This is a genomic window from Burkholderia sp. MS389 (genome assembly GCF_016899425.1).
GTDB lineage: Bacteria > Pseudomonadota > Gammaproteobacteria > Burkholderiales > Burkholderiaceae > Burkholderia > Burkholderia sola.
The window spans coordinates 1,671,902-1,695,017 of sequence record NZ_CP045995.1 but is presented as its reverse complement, the minus strand read 5'-3'; the positions used below and the strand labels follow the sequence as shown (position 1 = coordinate 1,695,017).

The following is a 23,116-nucleotide window of genomic DNA, read 5'->3' as shown; positions in this document are numbered from 1 at the left end:
AGGCGTCCAATCGAACTCGTACGATGTCGTCAACAAAACTCCCATGACGTCGGCGGCAGTGCCCCGAGCAGCCGGTCCCGGTCGACGAGCTTGCGCGCGATCAGATGCCGCACGTTACCCTCGGCTTGCCATACGCCATGGATCGCAAGCAGCGCGCGCGGCGCAGTGACCCCGTGTGCTTACCGCCCGCGCACCACCCTCAGATACGACGCGAGCATCGTCGCAAGTTCCTGCGCGGCCGGCGTCAGCGGCACGGCCGCGCGTTGCAGCAGGCAGACGTCCTGCGCGTCGGCCCGTTCGCATACGGGTACTTTCGCAAGCGCGCCGGCGAACGGCCCGTGCCGCGTGATCGCCTCGGTTTCGAGCGCGAGGGAATCGGTCTGCGTGACGATCTGCAGCGTCTCGAACATCCCTTCGACGGTCGCGAGAATCCTCGGCGGCGGCTGGCCGTGCGCGTCGAAGTACGCGAGCAGCCGGTTGACGACCGGATCGGCGCTCAGGTTCGGCGAGCGCGTCGACACCCATCCATAGTCGGCCAGCTCGGCGAGCGATTGCGCGTGCATCGCCGGGTGCCCGTTGCGGCACACGACCACCGGCGCCGACGTGCGCAGCGGCGTGACCGCGAGATCGGTCGTGTCGGTCTGCTTCGCGACCAGCGCGATCGCGAAATCGACCGCGCTTTCGCGCAGCCAGCCGATCATCATCCGCGACGTGCCGGTGCGCAGGTGCACGTCCACCTTGTCGAAGCGCGCGCGGAACGCGGTCAGCACGGGCGCGAACGCGTCGATCAGCGGCTCGGTCACGAGGCCGAGCGTGACGGTGCCTTCGTAGGCGCCGCTCAACTGACGGATTTCCCGCTCGACCTGCTCGCATTCGCCGAGGATCGAACCGGAGCGCGCGAGCAGCCGCCGGCCGACCGCCGTCGGCACGATTCCGCGATTGGTCCGCGTGAACAGCGTCGCGCCGAGCGTCGCCTCGAGGCCCTGCAGTTGCTGCGTGACGCCGCTTTGCGCGAGGTCGAGCGCGCGGGCGGCCGCGCGCAGGCTGCCGTGCTCGACGACGGCCTGGAAGATGCGGAGCTGGGACAGCGTGAACGCCATGGGAAGCAGCGAAGCCGGTGATCGGAAATACCGATCATGATAAGTCAGCCGATGGTTCCGGCGTGGGCCCCGCGCTTCTACGATCGCAGGCAGTCCGGCTCATGCCGTTTGCCTCGCTTCCTGCCCATCGTCGACCATGAAACGTTTCCTCGTCCCGCTCGTTTCCCTGTGCCTTGGCCTGGCCGCCACGTCCGCGTACGCGCTCGACGCGCACGTGGTGCGGCTCGGCATCGACCCGACCTATCCGCCGATGGATGCGAAAGCGCCCGACGGCAGCCTGAAGGGCTTCGACGTCGATCTCGGCAACGAAATCTGCCGCCGCGCGCAGTTGCGCTGCCAGTGGGTCGAGCTCGAATTCTCCGGGATGATTCCCGCGCTGCAGGCGCGCAAGATCGACGCGATCCTGTCGTCGATGGCGATCACCGCGAAGCGCGAGAAGCAGATCCTGTTCTCGTCGAAGCTGTTCCGTTTCAAGTCGCGGCTCGTCGCGCGGCCCGGCAGCGGGCTCGACGGCACGGCGGCGTCGCTGGCCGGCAAGCGCGTCGGCGTGCAGTCGGGCACGCAGTTCGAATCGTGGGCGCTCGCGCACTGGGCGCCGGCCGGCGTCGGCGTGGTGCCGTACAAGAGCCAGGACGACGTGTTCGCCGATCTCGTCAACGGCCGCCTCGACGCGGCGCTGCTCGGCACCGTGGAAGCCGATTACGGGTTCCTGCGCCAGCCGCGCGGCAAGGGTTTCGCGTTCGTCGGCGCGCCGCTCGACATGGGCGATCGCGGCGTCGGCATCGGCATGCGGCAGTCGGATACCGCGCTGAAGGCGTCGATCGACGGCGCGATCGCGTCGATGCTGAAGGACGGTACGTACGAGCGGATCGCGAAGCAGTATTTCGATTTCAACCCGTACGGCGACTGAACGCCGGGCGACCTCGACGTTTCACCCGCTTCTTCGTTTTCATTTCGTTCGAGACCATCGATGCAGATTCGCACTACGCCGCTCCTGTCGCCGTCGATCGGCACGCAGCGCACGCTGACGAGCTTTCATTTCGGGCCGGCCGACAGCGGCCGCAAGATCTATCTGCAGGCCGCGCTGCACGCGGACGAGACGCCCGCGATGCTCGCGGCGTTCGTGCTCAAGCAGCGCCTCGCGCAGCTCGACGCCGAAGGCCGGCTCGCGGCCGAAATCGTGCTCGTGCCGGTATCGAACCCGATCGGCCTCAATCATCATCTGCTCGGGCAGTTCATCGGCCGTTTCGACCTCGCGAGCGGCCGCAACTTCAATCGCGGCTTCCTGCCGCTCGCGGAGATCGCCGCGAGCGCGCGTGACCGGCTCGGCGACGACGGCGCGCACAATCGCGCGATCGTGCGCGAATGCGTCGGGGCGGCGCTCGCGGAAATCGCGCCGCGCACCGAATTCGATGCGCTGCAGCTTGCGCTGCTGAAGCTGTCGCACGACGCCGACGTCGTGATCGACCTGCATTGCTCGCTTGAAGCGGTGATGCACGTGTACACGAGCGATAGCGCGTGGCCGGACGTCGAGCCGCTCGCGCGTTATCTCGGTGCACAGGTGTCGCTGCTCGCCGAGGACTCGGGCGGGCACGCGTTCGACGATGCGCATCACCTGCTGTGGTCGCGGTTGAGTGCGCTTTTGCCGGCCGGTACGCCGATGGCGGCCGGCACGGTGGCCGTGACGGTCGAGTGCCGCGGCCAGCGCGACGTGACGTACGAATATGCGCAACGCGACGCCGACGCGCTCGTCGACTATCTGGTGTGGCGCGGCGCGGTGCGCGGCGAACCCGCGCCGCTGCCGCCGCTGGCCGCGCCGGCCACGCCGCTCGCGGGCAGCGAGCAGTTCTACGCGCCGGTGAGCGGGATTCTCGTGCACCGTGCGGCGATCGGCGCGACGATCCGTGCGGGCGATCCGCTGTTCGACATCGTCGATCCGCTGACGGATGCGGTCACGACGATCTCGAGCGCGACCGACGGCGTGTTCTACATGCGCCGCGCGATCCGCTTCGTGACGGCCGGCGCGCCGCTCGGCCGCGTGACGGGCACGGTGCCGGTGCGCAAGGGGATGCTGCTGGGCGCGTGAGCGGCGGGACGGGCGCGTGTCCGAGTGGTGCCCCGCAATTTCGTTCTCGTCAAATTGACCGGGCGTGGCCGCATCCCTAAATTGATTGATGCGGAGCGCGCTCCGTGTTCCGTGAGAAGGACGTTGCAAGCAGAGTCAGAGAGTTGAGCGGGCGGCCCATGCCGCCCGTCTTTTTATCCGCGCGATCCGCGAATGACCGTCGTGCCGGTCCCGCGAGCGAAGTAACCGCTCACCCGCGCCGCGCGACCAGTTCCGACACCGTCTGCGCGGCCTGCTGCAGCGGCCCGAGAAACTCCTTCACCATCTGCTTCGCGGTATGCCGCTGCGCGTTGCCGCTGATGTTCATCGCGGCGATGATCTGCCCGCGCCGGTTGCGGATCGGCGCGGACAGCGACATCAGCCCCACTTCGAGTTCCTGGTCGACCACGGCCCAGCCCTGCTGGCGCGCCTGAGCGATCGCCGCCTTCAGCTCGCCGAGGTCGGTGATCGTGCGCGGCGTGTGCGCGCGGATGCCGCTCTGCGCGAGCGTTTCGTCGAGCGCCGCGTCGTCGAGCGCGGACAGCAGCACGCGGCCCATCGACGTGCAGTACGCGGGCAGCCGGCTGCCGATCGACAGGTTGATCGTCATGATCTTGCGGGTCGGCACGCGCAGCACGTAGACGATCTCGGTGCGATCGAGCACCGCGGCCGAGCAGCTTTCGTGGATCTGCGCGGACAACTGCTCCATTACCGGATCGGCGAGATTCCAGAACGGCATCGACGTGAGATACGCGAAGCCGAGCTCGAGGATCTTCGGCGTGAGCCGGAACAGCCGGCCGTCGGCCTCGACGTAGCCGAGCGTCTGCAGCGTGAGCAGGATCCGGCGTGCGCCCGCGCGCGTGAGGCCGGTGGCCGACGCGACCTCGGTGAGCGTCTGCTCCGGGCGCGTCGCGTCGAACGCGCGGATCACCGCGAGGCCGCGCGCGAACGACTGCACATAGGAGTCGCCGGGTTTCTGGATGTCTTCGGTTGTCATGAACGGTTGGTTTGTCGTGCAGCCGAGAAGATAGCGCATGGGGCCTGACACGCCAACCGCCCGGCGGACCGCGCGCTTGACAGGTCGTCCCCGCACTCCCTATGATGCGTTGAACGTTCGATACACGATCTTATGTTCGTATATAGAACATTTAAGCGCATCCCGGCGGGCAATGCAAGGGGCGCGCCCTGTTCATTTCCCAGCCTTCCGTGGGACCGGAGACACTGATGACCGAAGCTTTTCTGTGTGATGCGATCCGTACGCCGATCGGGCGTTACGGCGGTGCACTGTCCGGCGTGCGCGCCGACGATCTGGGCGCGGTGCCGCTCAAGGCGCTCGTCGAGCGCAACCGCGACGTCGACTGGACGGCGATCGACGACGTGATCTACGGCTGCGCGAACCAGGCCGGCGAGGACAATCGCAACGTCGCGCGCATGTCGGCGCTGCTCGCGGGCTTGCCGGAAGGCGTGCCGGGTTCGACGATCAATCGCCTGTGCGGGTCGGGGATGGATGCGGTCGGCGTGGCCGCGCGCGCGATCAAGTCGGGCGAAGCCGCGCTGATGGTCGCGGGCGGCGTCGAGAGCATGACGCGCGCGCCGTTCGTGATGGGCAAGGCCGCGAGCGCGTTCGCGCGCCAGGCCGACATCTACGACACGACGATCGGCTGGCGCTTCGTCAATCCGCTGATGAAACAGCTGCATGGCGTCGATTCGATGCCGGAGACCGCCGAGAACGTCGCGGTCGACTACAACGTCAGCCGCGCGGATCAGGACCTGTTCGCGCTGCGCAGCCAGCAGAAGGCCGCACGCGCGCAGCAGGACGGCACGCTCGCCGAAGAAATCGTGTCGGTCACGATTGCGCAGAAGAAGGGCGATCCGCTGGTCGTGTCGCGCGACGAGCATCCGCGCGAAACGTCGCTCGAGACGCTCGCGAAGCTGAAGGGCGTCGTGCGCCCGGACGGCTCGGTCACGGCCGGCAACGCGTCGGGCGTGAACGACGGCGCCGCCGCGTTGCTGCTCGCGAACGAGGCAACCGCGAAGCGCTTCGGCCTGACGCCGCGCGCCCGCGTGCTGGGGATCGCGACGGCCGGCGTCGCGCCGCGCGTGATGGGTATCGGCCCCGCGCCGGCCACGCAGAAGCTGCTCGCCCGACTCGGGATGACGATCGACCAGTTCGACGTGATCGAGCTGAACGAGGCATTTGCGTCGCAAGGTCTTGCGGTGCTGCGCATGCTCGGCGTCGCCGACGACGATCCGCGCGTGAACCCGAACGGCGGCGCGATCGCGCTCGGCCACCCGCTCGGCGCATCGGGTGCGCGCCTCGTGACGACCGCGATGTACCAGTTGCATCGTACGAACGGCCGCTTTGCGCTGTGCACGATGTGCATCGGCGTCGGCCAGGGCATCGCGATCGCGATCGAACGCGTGTGAGCGGCGTGATGCGGTGAAGCGGCCGGATACGCGCCGCTTTGCTGCTGCGCTGTTTCCCCTACGAAGGGCGGCACGAGACATCTCGCGCCGCCCTTCGTCGTTAACCACCGGCCCGCGACAGTTGCCTGAAGCGCGCGCCGCCATCCGCGCGCCAGCCGTCAGGCCATCGGCCCTTCCAGATGAATGTCGTCGGGCTCGAGCGCGTAAAGCTCGGGATCGGGCGACGCGCTGACCGTGAAGCCGAGCCGCAGGTAGAAGTCGATCGTGCGCTGCGACGGCGTGGCCGATACGTACAGCCGCTCGGCGCCCATTGCACGCGCCTGCGCGCGGGCCGTGCGGTAGAGCTGTTCGCCGAGCCCGCAGCCGCGCCAGTCGTGGCTCACGTGCAGGAACTTCAGCTGCAGCATGTCGCGTTGCGGGCCGAGCCGCCGGCTGTCGACGACCGCCGCCGCGACGAGCCGCGCGCCGTCGAACCTGCCGAGAAACCAGCCGCCGCGGTCGTGGCAGTCGAGCAGGATCGGCGTGTAGTGATCGGCTTCGCCGTCGGGCCAGCCGGCCACGTCGTAGAACTCGGGCACGAGATGCAGCGTGCCGTCGCGCAGCACGTACAGGTGTTCGATGATTTCGCGCCGGTCGATGGTCCATACGAGCGGTACGTCGTCGCGCGCAAGCGGGCGGGCCGACAGCGCGTCGCGTTCGGCGGCGGTGCGGCGCGTCATGCGGCCCTCCGGTGCGCGGCGATCGTACCCGTCGGCGGCAGGCGCGGCATGCGGTCGGGCGGCGCCATCCGATAGCCGTCCGGTTCGCGTTGTCCCGGAAACCGCGTGGCGTCGCCATTCCGGAAAAACGCGGCCTGATCGCGTTGATGGCGCTCATGCGCGGCCGTCGCGGTATTCCAGGACAGCCGATTCAGCTCATGCAATGCCTTTTTCATCGAATTCGAATTCCAGTGGAATGGAGCAGGATAGGCCAATCGTTTCGCTGCACGCAACAGCGGCCGGCATTGCCAATGTCGTTCGGCGCTTCGTGACCGACAGATAAACGTGCGCGGGGATTATCGGCGGATTATTTGATCTGAATCATGGTAATGGCCGGATTGCCCGTTTTATTCGCATCGAAATTAAGGTTTGCCGGTGAATTGCCGACAGTAAGGACGAGAGTGTCGTAAAGCGAACAACCGTTTTTCGGCTACTGAGCGCGATTTCAGCGCGGCGCGGACGACAGATCCGCCTTTCGGAGCCTTGCATGCGCAACAACCAGCCCGTTACCCAACAGGAATTCGATTTTCCCGACGACGTCACGCTGATGTCGACGACCGATGCCGACAGCATCATCACCTACGCCAACACGACGTTCGCGCAAGTGAGCGGCTTCTCGACCGAGGAGCTCGTCGGCCAGCCGCACAACGTGGTCCGTCACCCGGACATGCCGAAGGAGGCGTTCGCCGACATGTGGGCGACGCTGCGGCGCGGCGAGCCGTGGACCGCGCTCGTGAAGAACCGCCGCAAGAACGGCGACCACTACTGGGTGCGCGCGAACGCGATTCCGGTGATGCGCAACGGCGCGCCGCAGGGCTATATGTCGGTGCGCACGAAGGCGCCGCACGACGAGAGTACTGCCGCGGACGCGCTGTATCGCTCGTTTCGCGACGGCAAGGCCGGCCGGCGCCGGTTCCACAAGGGGCTCGTGATCCGCACCGGGCTGCTGCGAGTCGCGTCGCTGCCGCAGACGATGTCGGTGCGTGCGCGCGTTCATGCGGCACTGTGCGTGCTGGCGCCGGCCGTCGTCGGCGCGGGATGGGCCTGCGGGCTCACCGGCGGCGGGCTCGCGGCGTTTGCCGGCGTGACGGCCGGCGTGGCGGTCGCGGCAGGCTGGTGGCTCGACGCGCAGATCGTGCAACCGCTGAAGCGGCTGCACGAGCAGGCGCTGAACGTCGCGACCGGCGAGAGCCGGCGCGGCGTACGGATGAACCGCGTCGACGAGATCGGCATGACGCTGCGCACGATCAACCAGCTCGGGCTGATGTTCCGCTGGCTCGTCGACGACGTCAGCGAGCAGGTGCACAACGTGCAGCGCGCGAGCAACGAGATCGCGCAAGGCAACAGCGACCTGAGCGCGCGCACCGAACAGGCCGCGTCGAGCGTGCAGCAGACGGCCGCGTCGATGGCCGAGATGACGGCGACCGTATCGAGCAACGCGGAGACGGCGCTGCAGGCGAATCAGCTGTCCGTTTCCGCGAGCGGCGCGGCCGAGCGCGGCGGGCAGGCGGTGAGCGAGGTCGTCGCGACGATGAGCGAGATCACCGACAGCTCGCGCAGGATCGCGGACATCATCGGCGTGATCGACGGCATCGCGTTCCAGACCAACATCCTCGCGCTGAACGCGGCGGTCGAGGCCGCGCGGGCCGGCGAACAGGGGCGCGGTTTCGCGGTGGTGGCCGGCGAAGTGCGCGCGCTCGCGCAGCGCAGCGCGAACGCGGCGAAGGAAATCAAGACGCTGATCGGCGCGAGCGTCGAGCGCGTCGAGTCGGGTGCGCGGATCGTCGACGGCGCGGGCAAGACGATGGAGGACATCGTCACGCAGGTGAAGCGCGTGTCGGACCTGATCGCGGAGATCAGCTCGTCGACGGCCGAGCAGAGCACCGGCGTCGCGCAGGTCGACCAGGCAGTCGTCCACCTGGACAACATCACGCAGCAGAACGCGGCGCTCGTCGAGCAGAGCACGGCGGCGTCGGAAAGCCTGAAGCAGCAGGCGACGCGGCTCGTCGATGCGGTGAACGTGTTCAGGTGAGGGTTGCAAGCGTGCGCGACGTGCGGATTCGATCAATGAATCCGGCATGTCGCGCACGATACATGTTCGGATTGGCGAATTCGATCGAATGACGCCAAACGCGAAATATTCGTATTTACGACTTTATCGTTACGCGCTAAATCGGGCCGAACGCATTACGTCGAACGATCGGGCGAATGGCCGTCAGGCCGTTGTCCGGCCACGCATTCTGGTTTATCCATAAACAAATCATTCGGCAAAAACACGATCATGCATCTTTAATGCATATTTACCCGAGTACGGCATCATGTTTTGGCGGAATTTGCCGAAAGCGCAGGAGTCGACTCACACGCGGGCGAATCGATCGCCATGCGTGGAGTCTCGAATCAATCGACGAACGGACGCAAGATCCGTCACCCGGAGCTCCACACCATGCGCAACAACCAGCCTGTCACGCAACGCGAATTCGAATTTGCCGATGATGCGACGCTGATGTCGACGACCGACGTCGACAGCCACATCACGTACGCGAACGCGGCGTTCATCCAGGTCAGCGGTTTTTCTCCCGAGGAGATCGAGGGCCAGCCGCACAACGTGGTACGGCATCCGGACATGCCGAAGGAAGCGTTCGCCGACATGTGGGCGACGCTCAAGGGCGGCGAGCCGTGGACCGCGCTCGTGAAGAACCGCCGCAAGAACGGCGATCACTACTGGGTGCGCGCGAACGCGATTCCGGTGATGCGCAACGGGCAGCCGAAGGGCTACATGTCGGTGCGCACGAAGGCGACACGCGACGAGATCGCGGCCGCCGAGGCGCTGTATCGCGATTTCCGCGAAGGCAAGGCCGGCAGCCGCCGGTTCCACAAGGGATTGATCGTGCGCACGGGCGCGATGCGCGTCGCGTCGCTGTTCCAGACGATGTCGGTGCGGGCCCGGCTAGTGTCGACGCTGTGCGTCCTCGCGCCGGCTGTCGTCGGCGCCGGCTGGGCGGCCGGGTTGACCGGCGGCGCGTTCGCGGCGTTTGCCGGTGCGGCGGTCGGCGTGACGGCGGCGGCCGGGCTGTGGCTCGATGCGCAGATCGTGCGGCCGCTGGGGCAACTGCGCGACGAGGCGTTGCGCGTGGCGACCGGCGAGAGCCGCAGCGGCGTGCGGATGAACCGGGTCGACGAGATCGGCATGACGCTGCGCACGATCAACCAGCTCGGGTTGATGTTCCGCTGGCTCGTCGACGACGTCAGCGAACAGGTGTTGAACGTGCAGCGCGCGAGCAACGAGATCGCGCAAGGCAACAGCGACCTGAGCGCGCGCACCGAACAGGCCGCGTCGAGCGTGCAGCAGACGGCCGCGTCGATGGCCGAGATGACGGCGACCGTATCGAGCAACGCGGAGACGGCGCTGCAGGCGAATCAGCTGTCCGTTTCCGCGAGCGGCGCGGCCGAGCGCGGCGGGCAGGCGGTGAGCGAGGTCGTCGCGACGATGAGCGAGATCACCGACAGCTCGCGCAGGATCGCGGACATCATCGGCGTGATCGACGGCATCGCGTTCCAGACCAACATTCTCGCGTTGAACGCGGCCGTCGAGGCGGCGCGCGCGGGCGATCAGGGGCGAGGCTTCGCGGTGGTGGCCGGCGAAGTGCGCGCGCTCGCGCAGCGCAGCGCGAACGCGGCGAAGGAGATCAAGACGCTGATCGGCGCGAGCGTCGAGCGGGTCGAGTCGGGCGCGCGGATCGTCGATGGCGCGGGCAAGACGATGGAGGACATCGTCACGCAGGTGAAGCGCGTGTCGGACCTCATTGCGGAGATCAGCTCGTCGACGGCCGAGCAGAGCACGGGCGTCGCGCAGGTCGACCAGGCAGTCGTGCATCTGGACAACATCACGCAGCAGAACGCGGCGCTCGTCGAGCAGAGCACGGCGGCGTCGGAAAGCCTGAAGCAGCAGGCGACGCGGTTGGTCGAGGCGGTGAACGTGTTCCGCTGATCGCGGGAGGGGAAGGTGACGCGGGCACGGCGGAGAGGGATACCGGCCCGCGTCGGGCCGCCCGGTTCCGGCCGGGCGGCCAGGGCCTGTCGCCGAGGCGGCAGGCCCCGAACCGTCAGACGGCGAGGCAGAGGTACTTGATCACGACGTAGTCGTCGATGCCGTAGTGCGAGCCTTCGCGGCCGAGGCCCGACTGCTTGACGCCGCCGAACGGCGCGACTTCGTTCGAAATCAGGCCCGTGTTCACGCCGACCATCCCGTATTCGAGCGCTTCGGCCACCTTCCACACGCGGCCGATGTCGCGGCTGTAGAAGTACGCGGCCAAGCCGAACTCGGTGTCGTTCGCGAGGCGGATCACCTCGTCGTCGCTGCCGAACTTGAACAGCGGCGCGAGCGGCCCGAACGTCTCTTCCTTCGCGACCTTCATCGCCGGCGTGACGCCCGTCAGCACGGTCGGCTCGAAGAAGCCGTGGCCGAGCGCATGGCGCTTGCCGCCCGTCACGACGGTCGCACCCTTCGCGAGCGCGTCCTCGATGTGCGCCTCGACCTTCAGCACGGCCGCTTCGTTGATCAGCGGGCCCTGCGTGACGCCCGGCTCCGTGCCGCGGCCGACCTTCAGCTGGCCGACGGCCGCCGCGAGCTTCTGCGCGAACGGGTCGTACACGGCTTCGTGCACGTAGAAGCGGTTCGTGCACACGCACGTCTGGCCGCTGTTGCGGTACTTCGACGCGATCGCGCCCTGCACGGCCGCATCGAGATCGGCGTCGTCGAACACGATGAACGGCGCGTTGCCGCCGAGCTCCAGCGACACCTTCTTGACCGTCGCCGCGCATTGCGACATCAGCAGGCGGCCGACCGGCGTCGAGCCGGTGAACGACAGCTTGCGCACGATCGGGTTCGACGTCAGTTCGCCGCCGATCGCCTTCGGGTCGCCCGTGACGACGCTGAACACGCCGGCCGGCACGCCCGCGCGCTCGGCCAGCACGGCCATCGCGAGCGCCGAGAACGGCGTCGCTTCGGCCGGCTTCACGACGATCGGGCAGCCTGCGGCGAGCGCCGGGCCGACCTTGCGCGTGATCATCGCCGCCGGGAAATTCCACGGCGTGATCGCCGCGCACACGCCGATCGCTTCCTTCGTCACGACGATGCGCTTGTCGCTCGCCGGCGTCGGGATCGTGTCGCCGTACACGCGCTTGCCTTCTTCCGCGAACCACTCGAGGAACGACGCCGCGTAGCCGATCTCGCCCTTCGCTTCGGCGAGCGACTTGCCTTGCTCGGTCGTCAGGATCAGCGCGAGGTCGTCGGCGTTTTCCATCATCAGGTCGTGCCACTTGCGCAGGATCGTCGCGCGCTCCTTCGCGGTCTTCTTGCGCCACGCGGGCCAGGCGGCGTTCGCGGCTTCGATCGCGTGACGCGTCTCGGCCGTGCCCATCGCCGGCACGGTGCCGAGCAGGCCGCCGGTCGCCGGGTTGCGGACCTCGAACGACTCGCCGTTCGTTGCGCCTTGCCATTCGCCGTTGATGTACGCCTGCTGGCGGAACAGCGACGGATCTTTCAGTGCCAGGGTTTCCTGAACAGTGCTCATATGAATCGCCTGCTATGAAAAGGACGGATGAAAACGGCCGCCGCCGTCTTCACGACGGCGGCGGCGCATTCAGTGGAAGCGGACGGGCACTCAGGCCGGCACGCCGACCGTTTCCTTCAGCACTTCCTCGAGGATCACGAGCGCTTCGTCGAACACGGCTTGCGGGATCGTCAGCGGGAACAGGAAGCGCACGACGTTCGAGTACACGCCGCACACGAGCAGCAGCAGCCCGCGCTCGAGCGCACGCGTCTGCACGCGCTTCGTGAATTCGGCATCCGGCTCGCCCGAACCCGGCTTCAGGAATTCGACCGCGATCATCGCGCCCGGGCCGCGCACGTCGGCGATCTGCGGCACGTCGGCCTGCAGCGCGTTCAGCTTCGCCTTCAGCACGTCGCCGAGCTGCGTCGCGCGCTCGCACAGCTTCTCTTCGTCGATGATCTCGAGCACCGCGTGCGCCGATGCGACGGCCAGCGGGTTGCCCGCGTAGGTGCCGCCGAGGCCGCCGGGAGCCGCTGCGTCCATCACGTCCGCACGGCCGACGACGCCCGACAGCGGCATGCCGCCCGCGAGGCTCTTCGCCATCGTGATCAGGTCGGCCAGCACGTCGTAGTGCTGCATCGCGAACAGCTTGCCGGTACGCGCGAAGCCCGTCTGCACTTCGTCGGCGATCAGCAGGATGCCGTGTTCGTTACAGATCTTGCGCAACGCGCGCACGAATTCGGCCGGCGCCGGGTTGAAGCCGCCTTCGCCCTGGACCGGTTCGAAGATGATCGCGGCGACGCGCTTCGGATCGATGTCGGCCTTGAACAGCATCTCGATCGCCTTGATCGAGTCGGCCGTCGTCACGCTGTGCACGGCGTTCGGGTACGGCGCGTGGAACACGTCGCCCGGGAACGGGCCGAAGTTCAGCTTGTACGGCGCGACCTTGCCGGTCAGCGCCATGCCCATCATCGTGCGGCCGTGGAAGCCGCCCGAGAACGCGATCACGCCCGGACGGCCGGTGGCCGCACGCGCGATCTTGATCGCGTTCTCGACGGCTTCGGCGCCGGTCGTGAAGAACGCGGTCTTCTTCGGGAAGTCGCCCGGCGCGCGCTCGTTGATCTTCTCGGCCAGCTCGACGTACGACGCGTACGGGACGATCTGGTAGGCGGTGTGCGTGAAGTGGTTCAGCTGATCGGCGATCGCCTTGACGATCTTCGGGTGGCGGTGGCCTGTGTTCAGCACCGCGATGCCGGCGGCGAAATCGATGAAGCGGCGGCCTTCGACGTCCCACAGCTCCGCGTTCTCGGCGCGGGCTGCGTAGAAATCGCACATCACGCCGACGCCGCGCGGGGTGGCGGCGTTCTTGCGGGCCTGCAGGTCGGCATTCTTCACGGTCATCTCCTTGATGCTCTGTCCGGTGGGTAGGAAATCGGGCGCCTGGGCAGCCCATGGAGGCGACTATAATCACATTTGGCTCTGGCAATCAGAGCCATTTCAATAAATATTCAGGAGCCAATCATGCGCGCAAGCGTGTTGTCGGACTGGCTGGCGCAGCGCCTCGTGCGCGGCGGCGAACAGCCGATCTACCGGCAGCTGCATCGCCTGCTGCAACAGGCGATCCTGTCGCGCGAACTGCCGGCCGGCACGCGCGTGCCGTCGTCGCGGCTGCTGGCCGCCGAGCTCGGGATCGCGCGCAACACGGTCACGCAGGTTTACGAACAGCTTGCGCTTGAAGGCTATGTGAACTCGGCGACGGGCCGCGGCACCTTCGTCGCCGACAGCGCGCCGGACGAGATCGTCGGCGCGCCGTCCGACGCGGCGGCCGGCCCGGCCGTCGCGACGCCGTCCGCGCGGCGGCTGTCCGCGCGCGGCACGCGGCTCGTCGAAGGGGCCGGCGTGTCGAAGCGCCAGGGCGGCGCGTTCATGCCGGGCGTGCCCGATGTGTCGCGCTTTCCGGCGCGCGTGTGGACGCGGCTGCACAACAAGTACTGGCGCCGCCTGCGCCCGGACCTGCTGACCTACGCGCCCGGCGGCGGGCTCGCGCTGCTGCGCGAGGCGCTGGCCGACTACCTGCGCACGTCGCGCTCGGTGCGCTGCACGCCCGAGCAGATCGTGATCACGACCGGCATCCACCAATCGATCGACCTCGCGGTGCGCCTGCTGACCGACCCGGGCGACGCGATCTGGACCGAAGATCCGTGCTACTGGGGCGTGCGCAGCGTGCTGAACGTGTCGGGGCTGACCACGCGGCCGATTCCGGTCGACGACGAAGGCATCGCGCCGTCGGCGGCCGATCTGGCCGAGCCGCCGAAGCTGATGCTCGTCACGCCGTCGCACCAGTATCCGCTCGGGATGGTGATGAGCCTCGCGCGGCGGCGGATGCTGCTCGAATACGCGCGCCAGCACGGCTGCTGGATCATCGAGGACGACTACGACAGCGAATTCCGCTATGGGAGCCGGCCGCTCGCGTCGCTGCAGGGCCTCGACACGGCCGGGCAGGTGATCTACGTCGGCAGTTTCGGCAAGACGCTGTTCCCGGGGCTGCGGGTCGGTTATCTGGTCGCGCCGGAGCCGCTCGCGGAGAGTTTCGCGACCGCGAGCGCCGAGCTGTATCGCGAAGGGCAGTTGCTGCAGCAGGCGGTGCTCGCCGAATTCATCGCGGAAGGGCATTTCGTGTCGCATATCCGCAAGATGCGCACGCTGTACGGGCAACGCCGCGAGGTGCTGCTCGACGCGGTCGCGCGCCGCTACGGCGATACGCTGCACGCGCTCGGCAGCGACGCGGGGCTGCATCTGGTCACGCAATTGCCCGATGGCGTCGACGATCGCGCGGTCGCGCAGGCGGCGCTCGAGCGCAACATCGTCGTGCGGCCGCTGTCCGGGTATTACGCGGATCGCTCGCGCGCTGCATCGGGATTGCTGCTCGGCTATGCGTGCGTGCCGGAAGACGAGATCGCGACCGCGTTCGCGACGCTTGCCGAGGCGATCGACGAGCGGGCGTTCGGCGGGGCCGTTGCGCTGGCTTGACGGGTGAGCACAAGCGATATCGACGCGTTGCGATTCCGTCAAAGGCCGGTCGAAGCGCGATTCTCTCCGCAACGTGGAGTGCGTATCGGGCGCGCTCGCGCCGAATTGTCGATAATAGAACGTTGTTATTCACCGGATGCCGACGATGACCGAAGCCACCCAAGCCCAGCCTGCCGTTCCGCGCCTCACGAGCCTGTCGCACGGGGGCGGCTGCGGCTGCAAGATCGCGCCGGGCGTGCTGTCCGAGCTGCTCAAGCGCGCGACGCCGCCCGCGCTGTTCCCCGATCTGCTGGTCGGCACCGAGACGTCCGACGACGCGGCCGTCTACCGGCTCAACGACGAGCAGGCGATCGTCGCCACCACCGATTTCTTCATGCCGATCGTCGACGATCCGTTCGACTTCGGCCGTATCGCGGCCACCAATGCGCTGTCCGACGTCTATGCGATGGGCGGCAAGCCAATTCTCGCGCTCGCGCTGGTCGGCATGCCGATCAACGTACTGCCGCACGAGACGATCGCGGCCGTGCTGCGCGGCGGCGAATCGGTGTGCGCGGAGGCCGGCATTCCGGTCGCCGGCGGCCATTCGATCGATTCGGTCGAGCCGATCTACGGGCTCGCGGCGATCGGCGTCGTGCATCCGTCGCGCGTGAAGCGCAACGCGGCCGCGCGCGCGGGCGACGTGCTCGTGCTCGGCAAGCCGCTCGGCGTCGGCGTGCTGTCGGCCGCGCTGAAGAAGAACCAGCTCGATGCCGACGGCTACGCGCAAATGGTCGCGACTACAACGAAGCTCAACCGGCCGGGCGCCGAACTCGCCGCGTTGCCGGGCGTGCATGCGCTGACCGACGTCACCGGCTTCGGGTTGCTCGGCCATACGCTCGAACTGGCGCGCGGCGCGCAGCTCACCGCGCGCGTGCACTACGCGTCGCTGCCGTGGCTCGCGGGCGTCGAGACGTTCGTTGCCGACGGCGTGTTCACCGGCGCGTCGGGCCGCAACTGGGCCGCGTACGGCACGGACGTGCGGCTCGCCGACGGGCTGCCGCCCGTCGCGCAGGCGCTGCTGACCGATCCGCAGACGTCCGGCGGGCTGCTGGTCGCGTGTGCACCGGAAGCGGTCGACGACGTGCTCGCCTGCTTCCGCGCCGACGGTTTCGACCGCGCGGCCGTGATCGGCGAGATGGTGGACGGGCCTGCGCGCGTCGACGTCGCCTGATTCCGGATTCACACGCCGGATCGTTTCGACGTCGCTGGAATCGATGCCTTCCATCGACGGTATTGATGCCTTCGACGACCGATGAACGACTTCCTGTTCGGGCTGATGATCGCGCTGTCGGTCGGGCCCGTCGCACTGATGATCGCGAACTACGGCATGCGCGCCGGCACTGGCTGCTCGGCGCAGCGTGCGTGTTTGCGGGCAGCCTCGCGGGGCAGCTCGTGTTCGCGTTCGGCGGCAGCGCGATCGGGCGCTTCGTGAAATCGCCGGGGTGGCTCGCGGCGAGCCACGTGGTCGCCGCATTCGTCGTGCTCGGTTACGGCGTCGCGGGGTTGATGCGCGTGTAGTGCGGCGAGAGACGGCCGACGTCGCGCGTGGCGAAGAACCCGATAGCATTCCTGATGTTTGAAAGGCCGCGGCGAACGTACGATTTTCGATCACGCAACATGCGTTCGTTCGCACGAAACACCACCCGTCGTTTCGTAGTCGGGTTCCGCATCGCGCACGCCCGTTCTATACTCCCTCGCGCAGTCTCCGACAGCCGTTCTCACCCCACACCATCGAAACAAGGAACGCCGATGCTGACTCGCTCCATTCTTTCCGCCGCTGCATTCTCGCTCGCCGCCTGTGCGACCGCGCCATCGATCGCGCAGGACAATCAGGGCAACGACGCAGGCAACGCCGCATTCGCCGAGACCGGCTCGCATGGCCGCCCGGTCAAGGTCATGATCATCACGATGTTCGGCCCGGAAGGCCAGGCGTGGCTCGACCGGCTCGGCCCGTGGCGCGACATCGCCGTGCCCGGCCTGTCGCCCGACTATCCGGCCGTCCACTGCAACAAGCAGGACGTATGCGTGGTGACGACCGGCATGGGCTATGCGAATGCGTCGGCGACGATCATGGCGCTCACGTTCTCGCAACGCTTCGATCTGCGCCGCACGTATTTCCTGGTCTCGGGCATCGCGGGCGTCGACCCTGCACAGGGCACGGTCGGGTCGGCCGCGTGGTCGAAATACCTCGTCGATTTCAGTCTGCAGTGGGAGCTCGATGCGCGCGAGATTCCGGCCGGGTGGAACACCGGCTTCCTCGGCATCAACACGAAGAGCCCGAGCGACAAGCCGCCGCTCGACTATCGCACCGAAGTGTTCCAGCTCAACCCGCAGTTGACCGATGCCGCGTATGCGTTGTCGCGCAACGTCGTGCTCGCCGACAGCGCACAGGCGCAGGCCGCGCGCGCGAAGTTCACGTATGCGCCGGCGAACCGGCCGCCGACGGTGATCCAGTGCGACACGTCATCGGGCAACACGTGGTTCTCGGGCACGCTGATCGGCGAGCGCGCGCGCCAGTGGACCAAGATCCTGACGGACGGCAAGGGCACCTACTGCATGACCGCGCAGGAAGACAACGCGACGTTCGAAGCGCTCAAGCGCGCGGCGAGCGTGAAGCGGGTCGACCTGTCGCGCGTGGCGGTGCTGCGCACGGGGTCCGACTTCGACCGGCCGTATGCGGGGCAGACGAGCGCCGACAACCTGCTGAACTACGCGGATCAAGGCGGCTTCGCGCCCGCGACCGAAAACCTGTATCGCGCCGGCAATCCGCTGGTGCAGGACATCGTCACGCACTGGGGCGAATGGCGTGATGGGGTGCCGCGTCGTTGATCGCCGCAGGACGGTATCAGCGACGCGTCGACGCGAGCCTTAATGCGATTGCGGCCCGGAACGGAACGGCGTCCACACCGGCGTGGTGTCGTCCCAGTGATCGAGCGGCGAAGGAAGTTGATCGTTCATCATGTGCTCCTGTAACTCACTGATTCAGCAAAGTCGTCGATAAGGTCGTTCGAGACGCCGCGCACGGGGCAACCCGCTGCGCGGCGTCGCGCGTTTACCGGCCCCCGCCGGCGAGCTGGTTGCCTTCCGGCATCGGGCGATACGGGCCTTCGGCGAGTTCGAGCCCTTGCGGATACGAGGTCGCCTTGCGCAGGTACGCGAGCGTGCCGTCCTTGCGTGCCTGCTCGACTTCCGCGCTGACTTCGGCGCGCGTACGCGGGCCGTTGTGTTGCGAGTACCACGACGTGTTGGCGTAGTCGCCGGCGTGCGGGGTGCCCGAGTCGGCAAAGGCCGGTGCGGACACGGCAAGTGTGAGAGCGAGGGCCGAGAGAAGATGGCGGCGGTTCATGGCGTAACTCCTAGAGATGTCGGAGCTGGCGCCCGAGCGCTGACTCCGGTCCCGCCAGGCGGGATCTGTTCGATGCGCAACGAGGTGCGCGACAGGGTTTACTCTAGGTGTCCGTTCCGTCGCGATAAATGCGGCAGACGCGAATTGAATTGTCGCTGTACAGGAACAATTGGAATCCGCACACGCAGTGAGGACATGCGCGCAGCCTTGCCCGGCGGCGCCGACAGCGAGATACGGCAGGTCCGCCGGAACGCGCCGCGACGATCGGCGCGTGTTCAGCAACAGTCCATTGCGTACGGTGTCAGGATGCCGCGGCGCGCGCCGTTCATCGCGCATCGTGTCGACGGGAACGGCCGGCTGCGGTACGCGATGATGGGACGGCGAATCAGATCGCTTCGAGCCTGTAGCCCAGCGTATAGACCGCGCTGAGGCGCACGCCGTTCGACGGCTGCAGCGCGAGCTTCATCCGCAGCCGGTAGATATGCGTGTCGAGGCTGCGCGACACGCCAGCCATGTCGCGGCCCCAGAGCGAGCGAATCAGCGCGTCGCGCGGCATGATCCGCCCGGGATTGCGAAACAGCAGCACGGCGAGATCGAATTCCCGCGGCGTCAGCTTGACCGGCGCGCCATGCAGCAGCACGGTTCGCGTTCGCGTGTCGATCAGATAGCTGCCGAGCCTGAGCGTGTCGTGCCGGCCGGCGCCGCCGTGATACGCGCGCCTGAGCAGCGCGTTGGCGCGCGCCAGCAGCTCGAACTGATTGATCGGCTTGACCATGTAGTCGTCGGCGCCCGCGTTGATCGCGGAGAAGACTTCATCGTCGCGCGCGCGTTGTGTCAGGAACAGGATCGGCAGACGGCCCCCGATGCGCTCGCGTGTCCATTGGAGCACTTCGAATCCGGACATGCCGGGCACCCGCCAGTCGAGAATCAGTAGATCGACCACCGAACTCTCCAGATGGCGAATCGCCTGATTTCCGTTGCTGACTGCATGCACGCGATAGCCTGCCGTTTCCAGTGTCGACGTGATCAACTCCACATAGGCGGGATCGTCCTCGAGATAGAGAACGTTCATGTTACGTACTCCTTCGATGTTGATCGTAACGATCGGGCCGTGTCGAGCGTCCGGGCGGGAAAGGGAGATCCGGCTCACGCACGCGACGATCGACAGCACGTAATTTGCCGCGATATTCGTCTCGATGCGTCGGAAAAATTGTCAACGATTTTGAACGTGTGGAATTCGTTAAGTTAGTGCTATTGATCATTTTTCGGTTTATGGAAGGCGCGAGGTTTGGTCTCTTTGTTGACAAAGGTTGTCAATGTCCGTGAATGGCTCGATTACGCTTGGTCGTGCCGGTAGCAGGCCGGCGCACGACAGGAATGAGCGATCCAGGGGGCATGCATGTTGATTTACAAGTCGTTTGTGGAAAAGAAGGCGCTGCTCGAGGCCCAGCTGGAGCGGGAGCGTCTTGCCATTGCAGCGACGGTATTGACCGAAGTGCGACGTTGCATCGAAGAGTTCGGTTTCACGCCGCAGGAGATTTTTTCGGGCGACGGCGGTACGCCCGGAAGAAAGCGTCGCGCGAAATACTTCAATCCGGAGACCGGACAGACGTGGTCCGGCGTCGGCCGTGAACCGGCATGGATACGCGGTCAGGATCGAAGCCGGTTCGCGATCGATGCGCCGCCTGTCGATTCGAATCAACCTGAGTACTCCTGATCTCGTATGAACGATGAATCGGCATGTGGGTTCCGGCGGTGCGGTAACGCTGATGTTTCCCCGTGCGTCCCGCCCGCCTCGCAGGCCGGTCACCGACAGCGCGATCGCCGGTCGGTGGGTTGACTTGCTATGGCCCGATTACCATCATGAATGGAACCGGTTTCCAATACAAATATATTACATCCGTAGTGTGACATTTCGTGGAACTGACCAAGGTCCTGCCGGCAAGCGGGCGGGATACGGGTCGGTAGCGAGGGGAAATGCGTATGAACAATGGAACGGCCGGTCGGCATCAACCGGGGCTGGCACCCGCACCCGTGTGCGTGGGTATCGGCGTGGCGCACGAGACGCTCGAGATATGTATTTCGTCGCTGAGCGTGATTTTCGGTTACCGGAACGAGACGTTCGGCATCGAGTCGCTGGCCGATGGGATCGTCGCGTGGGCGCCGGCGCTCATCGTGCTGGAGTCGGCCGGCGGGGCCGAGCATGAAGTGGCGTGTGCGCTTCAGGCGCTGCGATTGCCGCTCGCCATCGTCAAGCCGCAACAGGCGCGGGACTGGCTCCCGGATTCGGTGACGCTACCGCTCGACGGAAAAGGGGCGCGGGCACGCGTGCTGGCGGCGCTCGCCGATGCGCTGAACCGGCATCCGTCGGGCGGGCGCCTCGTCGAGCCGCTGTCCGATCCGCAACTGGGGCACGTGCAGGCGCTGGTTCAGCGCCGACGTCAACTGGCGCGCATGCAGATCGCGGAATATCAACTGCTGACGTTGTGTCACGGGAGCGTGCGCAACGGCATCGTGCAGACGATCGCGTTCCTGAAACACCAGATCGCGGTGGTCGATCGCCATTGCGCGCGGCATGTGAACACGCAGCGCGACGCGTTCGCGCGGTTGCTGGCGCACGAGGTGCGACCCGGCCGCGTCGCGCGTCACGTGCAGGTGGGCGCGTTCATCCGCAACTGGCGGGCGAAGTGACGCGGCGGTGCGCCGCGTTCAGGCAACCCACTCGTTGATGACCGGCGTATCGAGCACCGGCGCGCGTTCGGCTTCCTCGAACGTCCGCTTGCTGCACGTCGCGTCGAGGCTGCCCTTGCCGCTCAGTAGCGGGCAGCGGTCGAACACTTCGGCAATCCAGTCGACGAACACGCGCACCTTCGGCGACAGATGGCGGCTGTGCGGATACACGACCGAGATCGGCATCGGCAGCGGCTTGACGCCGGGCAGCACTTCCTTGAGCCGGCCTTCGCGCAGGTGCGGCAGCACCATGAACAGCGGCGGCTGGATCAGCCCGAAGCCCTCGATTCCGCACGTCACGTACGCGTCGGCGTCGTTCACCGACACGATGCCCTCCATCTTCATCTCGACTTCCTTGCCATCGATCAGGAACGTCCAGTCGATCGTGCGGCCCGTGCGGCTCGAGAAGTAGTTGACGGCCTTGTGCTGGCTGAGGTCGTCGATCGTCTGCGGCTCGCCGTGGTGCTCGAGATAGTTGGGCGACGCGACCGTCACGCATTCGAACAGGCCGACGCGGCGCGCAACGAGCGACGAGTCCTGCAGCGCGCCGACGCGGATCACGCAGTCGACGCCTTCCTGCAGCAGGTCGACCGGCCGGTCGGACAGGCCGAGTTGCAGGTCGATGTCCGGATAGCGCGTATGGAATTCGCACAGCGACGGAATCACGAGCAGCCGCCCGATCGAGCCCGGCATGTCGATACGCAACTTTCCGTGCGGCTTCCGGTTGTTGGCCTGGAAGCTTGCTTCGGTTTCCTCGACGTCCGCGAGGATTCGCACGCATCGTTCGTAGTACGCGGCGCCGTCCGGCGTGAGCGACAGCCGGCGCGTGGTCCGGTGCATCAGCCGCACGCCGAGGAAGGCTTCGAGATTCTGGATGATCGTCGTGACGGACGCCCGCGGCAAGCCGAGCGTTTCTGCTGCCTTGGTGAAGCTGCTTGTATCGACGACGCGAGTAAACACCTGCATGGCCTGAAGCCGGTCCATCACAACCTCCGCAATTTAATTTGCCGCCGGAACAAGAAGGCTGCGCTACCTCGTGGGTAAACGCAGCCTCGGATTGTTCGGGGGCGTTGAATTGTGTTGCCGGATTATAGGCATTTATCCCAATGTCTGCCGGACTCAGAATTCGTTCCATCTCGAAATGGACGCTGCATCGTCATGGACGCTTCTGAATTCAGCAAATTCCTGAAAGCCGCGCTGCCCGCTCAAGCCATAGCGGGCGCGGCGCTGACGGTTGCCGAAGTGGAAATTCCCGGCTACGCGCAGGACATCGTGCTGCGCCTCTACCGCCGTCCGGACAAGACCGGGCTGCCGGTAGTGCTTTATTTCCACGGCGGCGGCTTCGTCCGCGGTTCGCTCGAAGACGCGGATTTCGCCGCGCGCTTTTTAGCAGAACGCTTACCAGCTCTCGTAGTGTCGGTCGATTATTCGCTCGCGCCGGCCTTTCCTTTTCCGGCCGCGCCGGAGGATGCGTATCGCGCCGCCGTGTGGGCCGCGACGCGCGCCCGCGCGTTCGGCGGCAACCCGAAAAAGATCGGCGTGGCCGGGCACGACGCGGGCGGCCAGCTCGCGAACTGCCTGGCCTTCATCGCCCGCGACCGCGGCGAAGTGTCGATCGCTGCGCAGGCGCTGTTCGGGCCGATGCTCGATCCGAGCATGACGCGCATCGGCGACGCCGAGCGCCTCGCGTCCGACATCACCGCGCGCGAATGCGCGGCCTGTTATCGCGCATATCTGCCGCAGGCGGCGCAGCGCATGCACCCGTACGCGGCGCCGATCGAGTCGGTGCGCCTCGCGGGGCTGCCGCCGACGCTCGTCGTCACCGCGCAGAACGACGTGCTGCACGTCGAGGCGGAGAAATATGCGGGCTGCCTGATCTCGTCGGGCGTGCTCACGCAGGTGATCCGCTATCCGGACATCACGCACGCCGCGCTCGCCACGCACGAAGCCGCATTCGAGGAAGCCGTGCGCTTCTTTCAGTGCCGCTTCCAGGCGCGCCAGCCGAACCGTTCCGAATAACCAGAACCAAT

At 66.9% G+C, this 23,116-nt stretch carries 19 protein-coding genes and 2 pseudogenes; 12 read left to right on the top strand and 9 right to left on the bottom strand.

What is annotated here, in order from left to right; translation table 11 throughout:
• Positions 1–179: 179 nt before the first annotated feature.
• On the bottom strand, positions 180–1,100 hold the full coding sequence (locus GJG85_RS23900) for a LysR family transcriptional regulator (protein ID WP_124555303.1): 921 nt from the start codon (positions 1,098–1,100) through the stop codon (positions 180–182).
• A gap of 136 nt (positions 1,101–1,236) precedes the next feature.
• Between GJG85_RS23900 and GJG85_RS23895 the strand changes: the two genes are divergently transcribed.
• Both GJG85_RS23895 and GJG85_RS23890 read left to right on the top strand, forming a co-directional pair.
• Positions 1,237–2,010, top strand: coding sequence for a transporter substrate-binding domain-containing protein (locus GJG85_RS23895; protein ID WP_089489818.1), 774 nt, complete (start codon positions 1,237–1,239; stop codon positions 2,008–2,010).
• 60 nt (positions 2,011–2,070) lie between these two features.
• Positions 2,071–3,186: a succinylglutamate desuccinylase/aspartoacylase family protein gene (locus tag GJG85_RS23890; RefSeq protein WP_050012110.1), complete on the top strand. Its 1,116-nt coding sequence runs from the start codon at positions 2,071–2,073 to the stop codon at positions 3,184–3,186.
• A 229-nt stretch (positions 3,187–3,415) separates the two neighbouring features.
• Here GJG85_RS23890 and GJG85_RS23885 read toward each other — a convergent pair whose 3' ends face one another.
• Positions 3,416–4,201 carry an IclR family transcriptional regulator gene (locus tag GJG85_RS23885; RefSeq protein ID WP_050012439.1) on the bottom strand — a complete coding sequence of 262 codons (786 nt, stop codon included), beginning with the start codon at positions 4,199–4,201 and terminating at the stop codon, positions 3,416–3,418.
• A 227-nt stretch (positions 4,202–4,428) separates the two neighbouring features.
• Here GJG85_RS23885 and pcaF point away from each other — a divergent pair, with 227 nt between their 5' ends.
• Positions 4,429–5,631, top strand: coding sequence for a 3-oxoadipyl-CoA thiolase (gene pcaF, locus GJG85_RS23880; RefSeq protein WP_124555307.1), 1,203 nt, complete (start codon positions 4,429–4,431; stop codon positions 5,629–5,631).
• Positions 5,632–5,789: 158 nt separating this feature from the next.
• Here pcaF and GJG85_RS23875 read toward each other — a convergent pair whose 3' ends face one another.
• Together GJG85_RS23875 and GJG85_RS35065 are read right to left on the bottom strand one after the other, a co-directional pair.
• A complete protein-coding gene (locus tag GJG85_RS23875) occupies positions 5,790–6,350 on the bottom strand; it encodes an N-acetyltransferase (RefSeq protein WP_204383908.1) in 561 nt (186 codons plus the stop codon).
• An 83-nt stretch (positions 6,351–6,433) separates the two neighbouring features.
• A pseudogene (locus GJG85_RS35065) lies at positions 6,434–6,565 on the bottom strand (SAM-dependent methyltransferase); the annotation flags it as partial.
• 311 nt (positions 6,566–6,876) lie between these two features.
• Between GJG85_RS35065 and GJG85_RS23870 the strand changes: the two are divergent.
• Together GJG85_RS23870 and GJG85_RS23865 are read left to right on the top strand one after the other, a co-directional pair.
• Complete coding sequence (locus GJG85_RS23870) at positions 6,877–8,421, top strand: PAS domain-containing methyl-accepting chemotaxis protein (protein WP_204383907.1); 1,545 nt, start codon at positions 6,877–6,879, stop codon at positions 8,419–8,421.
• A gap of 411 nt (positions 8,422–8,832) precedes the next feature.
• On the top strand, positions 8,833–10,377 hold the full coding sequence (locus GJG85_RS23865; RefSeq protein WP_060733346.1) for a PAS domain-containing methyl-accepting chemotaxis protein: 1,545 nt from the start codon (positions 8,833–8,835) through the stop codon (positions 10,375–10,377).
• Positions 10,378–10,492: 115 nt separating this feature from the next.
• Here GJG85_RS23865 and gabD read toward each other — a convergent pair whose 3' ends face one another.
• The gene (gabD, locus tag GJG85_RS23860) at positions 10,493–11,962 is read right to left on the bottom strand and encodes an NADP-dependent succinate-semialdehyde dehydrogenase (protein WP_050017344.1); all 1,470 of its coding nucleotides are present in this window, start codon (positions 11,960–11,962) and stop codon (positions 10,493–10,495) included.
• Positions 11,963–12,052: 90 nt separating this feature from the next.
• Complete coding sequence (locus tag GJG85_RS23855) at positions 12,053–13,336, bottom strand: 4-aminobutyrate--2-oxoglutarate transaminase (RefSeq protein WP_204383906.1); 1,284 nt, start codon at positions 13,334–13,336, stop codon at positions 12,053–12,055.
• Between the two features lie 126 nt (positions 13,337–13,462).
• Between GJG85_RS23855 and GJG85_RS23850 the strand changes: the two genes are divergently transcribed.
• From GJG85_RS23850 to GJG85_RS23835, 4 genes and pseudogenes are all read left to right on the top strand, one after another.
• Positions 13,463–14,971 (top strand): PLP-dependent aminotransferase family protein, encoded by a 1,509-nt coding sequence (locus GJG85_RS23850; protein ID WP_050017342.1) that lies wholly within the window; start codon positions 13,463–13,465, stop codon positions 14,969–14,971.
• A gap of 145 nt (positions 14,972–15,116) precedes the next feature.
• On the top strand, positions 15,117–16,181 hold the full coding sequence (selD, locus tag GJG85_RS23845; protein WP_080334371.1) for a selenide, water dikinase SelD: 1,065 nt from the start codon (positions 15,117–15,119) through the stop codon (positions 16,179–16,181).
• Positions 16,182–16,262: 81 nt separating this feature from the next.
• Positions 16,263–16,528 (top strand): annotated as a pseudogene (locus GJG85_RS23840) (hypothetical protein).
• A gap of 231 nt (positions 16,529–16,759) precedes the next feature.
• Complete coding sequence (locus GJG85_RS23835; RefSeq protein WP_089489811.1) at positions 16,760–17,839, top strand: purine nucleoside permease; 1,080 nt, start codon at positions 16,760–16,762, stop codon at positions 17,837–17,839.
• Between the two features lie 223 nt (positions 17,840–18,062).
• Here the strand turns inward: GJG85_RS23835 and GJG85_RS23830 are convergent, their stop codons facing one another.
• Both GJG85_RS23830 and GJG85_RS23825 read right to left on the bottom strand, forming a co-directional pair.
• The gene (locus GJG85_RS23830) at positions 18,063–18,356 is read right to left on the bottom strand and encodes a DUF4148 domain-containing protein (protein WP_089489810.1); all 294 of its coding nucleotides are present in this window, start codon (positions 18,354–18,356) and stop codon (positions 18,063–18,065) included.
• A 385-nt stretch (positions 18,357–18,741) separates the two neighbouring features.
• Positions 18,742–19,428, bottom strand: coding sequence for a response regulator transcription factor (locus GJG85_RS23825; RefSeq protein ID WP_050017338.1), 687 nt, complete (start codon positions 19,426–19,428; stop codon positions 18,742–18,744).
• A gap of 327 nt (positions 19,429–19,755) precedes the next feature.
• Here GJG85_RS23825 and GJG85_RS23820 point away from each other — a divergent pair, with 327 nt between their 5' ends.
• Together GJG85_RS23820 and GJG85_RS23815 are read left to right on the top strand one after the other, a co-directional pair.
• A complete protein-coding gene (locus GJG85_RS23820; RefSeq protein WP_124555316.1) occupies positions 19,756–20,073 on the top strand; it encodes an H-NS histone family protein in 318 nt (105 codons plus the stop codon).
• Between the two features lie 266 nt (positions 20,074–20,339).
• Positions 20,340–21,047, top strand: coding sequence for a hypothetical protein (locus GJG85_RS23815; RefSeq protein ID WP_050017336.1), 708 nt, complete (start codon positions 20,340–20,342; stop codon positions 21,045–21,047).
• Between the two features lie 18 nt (positions 21,048–21,065).
• On the opposite strand, the gene ceoR is transcribed toward GJG85_RS23815, so the two are convergent.
• Positions 21,066–22,070, bottom strand: a complete 1,005-nt coding sequence (gene ceoR / locus GJG85_RS23810; protein ID WP_050017335.1) for a putative multidrug efflux transcriptional regulator CeoR — start codon at positions 22,068–22,070, stop codon at positions 21,066–21,068.
• A gap of 174 nt (positions 22,071–22,244) precedes the next feature.
• Here ceoR and GJG85_RS23805 point away from each other — a divergent pair, with 174 nt between their 5' ends.
• Entirely contained in the window at positions 22,245–23,105 is an 861-nt protein-coding gene (locus GJG85_RS23805) for an alpha/beta hydrolase (RefSeq protein WP_050017334.1), read from the top strand.
• The last annotated feature ends 11 nt before the right edge of the window (positions 23,106–23,116 follow it).

Coding starts and splice junctions, on each gene's coding strand:
- GJG85_RS23900 (WP_124555303.1), bottom strand. CDS start 1,100: ATGGCGTTCACGCTGTCCCAGCTCCGCATCTTCCAGGCCGTCGTCGAG.
- GJG85_RS23895 (WP_089489818.1), top strand. CDS start 1,237: ATGAAACGTTTCCTCGTCCCGCTCGTTTCCCTGTGCCTTGGCCTGGCC.
- GJG85_RS23890 (WP_050012110.1), top strand. CDS start 2,071: ATGCAGATTCGCACTACGCCGCTCCTGTCGCCGTCGATCGGCACGCAG.
- GJG85_RS23885 (WP_050012439.1), bottom strand. CDS start 4,201: ATGACAACCGAAGACATCCAGAAACCCGGCGACTCCTATGTGCAGTCG.
- pcaF (WP_124555307.1), top strand. CDS start 4,429: ATGACCGAAGCTTTTCTGTGTGATGCGATCCGTACGCCGATCGGGCGT.
- GJG85_RS23875 (WP_204383908.1), bottom strand. CDS start 6,350: ATGACGCGCCGCACCGCCGCCGAACGCGACGCGCTGTCGGCCCGCCCG.
- GJG85_RS23870 (WP_204383907.1), top strand. CDS start 6,877: ATGCGCAACAACCAGCCCGTTACCCAACAGGAATTCGATTTTCCCGAC.
- GJG85_RS23865 (WP_060733346.1), top strand. CDS start 8,833: ATGCGCAACAACCAGCCTGTCACGCAACGCGAATTCGAATTTGCCGAT.
- gabD (WP_050017344.1), bottom strand. CDS start 11,962: ATGAGCACTGTTCAGGAAACCCTGGCACTGAAAGATCCGTCGCTGTTC.
- GJG85_RS23850 (WP_050017342.1), top strand. CDS start 13,463: ATGCGCGCAAGCGTGTTGTCGGACTGGCTGGCGCAGCGCCTCGTGCGC.
- selD (WP_080334371.1), top strand. CDS start 15,117: ATGACCGAAGCCACCCAAGCCCAGCCTGCCGTTCCGCGCCTCACGAGC.
- GJG85_RS23835 (WP_089489811.1), top strand. CDS start 16,760: ATGCTGACTCGCTCCATTCTTTCCGCCGCTGCATTCTCGCTCGCCGCC.
- GJG85_RS23830 (WP_089489810.1), bottom strand. CDS start 18,356: ATGAACCGCCGCCATCTTCTCTCGGCCCTCGCTCTCACACTTGCCGTG.
- GJG85_RS23825 (WP_050017338.1), bottom strand. CDS start 19,428: ATGAACGTTCTCTATCTCGAGGACGATCCCGCCTATGTGGAGTTGATC.
- GJG85_RS23820 (WP_124555316.1), top strand. CDS start 19,756: ATGTTGATTTACAAGTCGTTTGTGGAAAAGAAGGCGCTGCTCGAGGCC.
- GJG85_RS23815 (WP_050017336.1), top strand. CDS start 20,340: ATGAACAATGGAACGGCCGGTCGGCATCAACCGGGGCTGGCACCCGCA.
- ceoR (WP_050017335.1), bottom strand. CDS start 22,070: ATGGACCGGCTTCAGGCCATGCAGGTGTTTACTCGCGTCGTCGATACA.
- GJG85_RS23805 (WP_050017334.1), top strand. CDS start 22,245: ATGGACGCTTCTGAATTCAGCAAATTCCTGAAAGCCGCGCTGCCCGCT.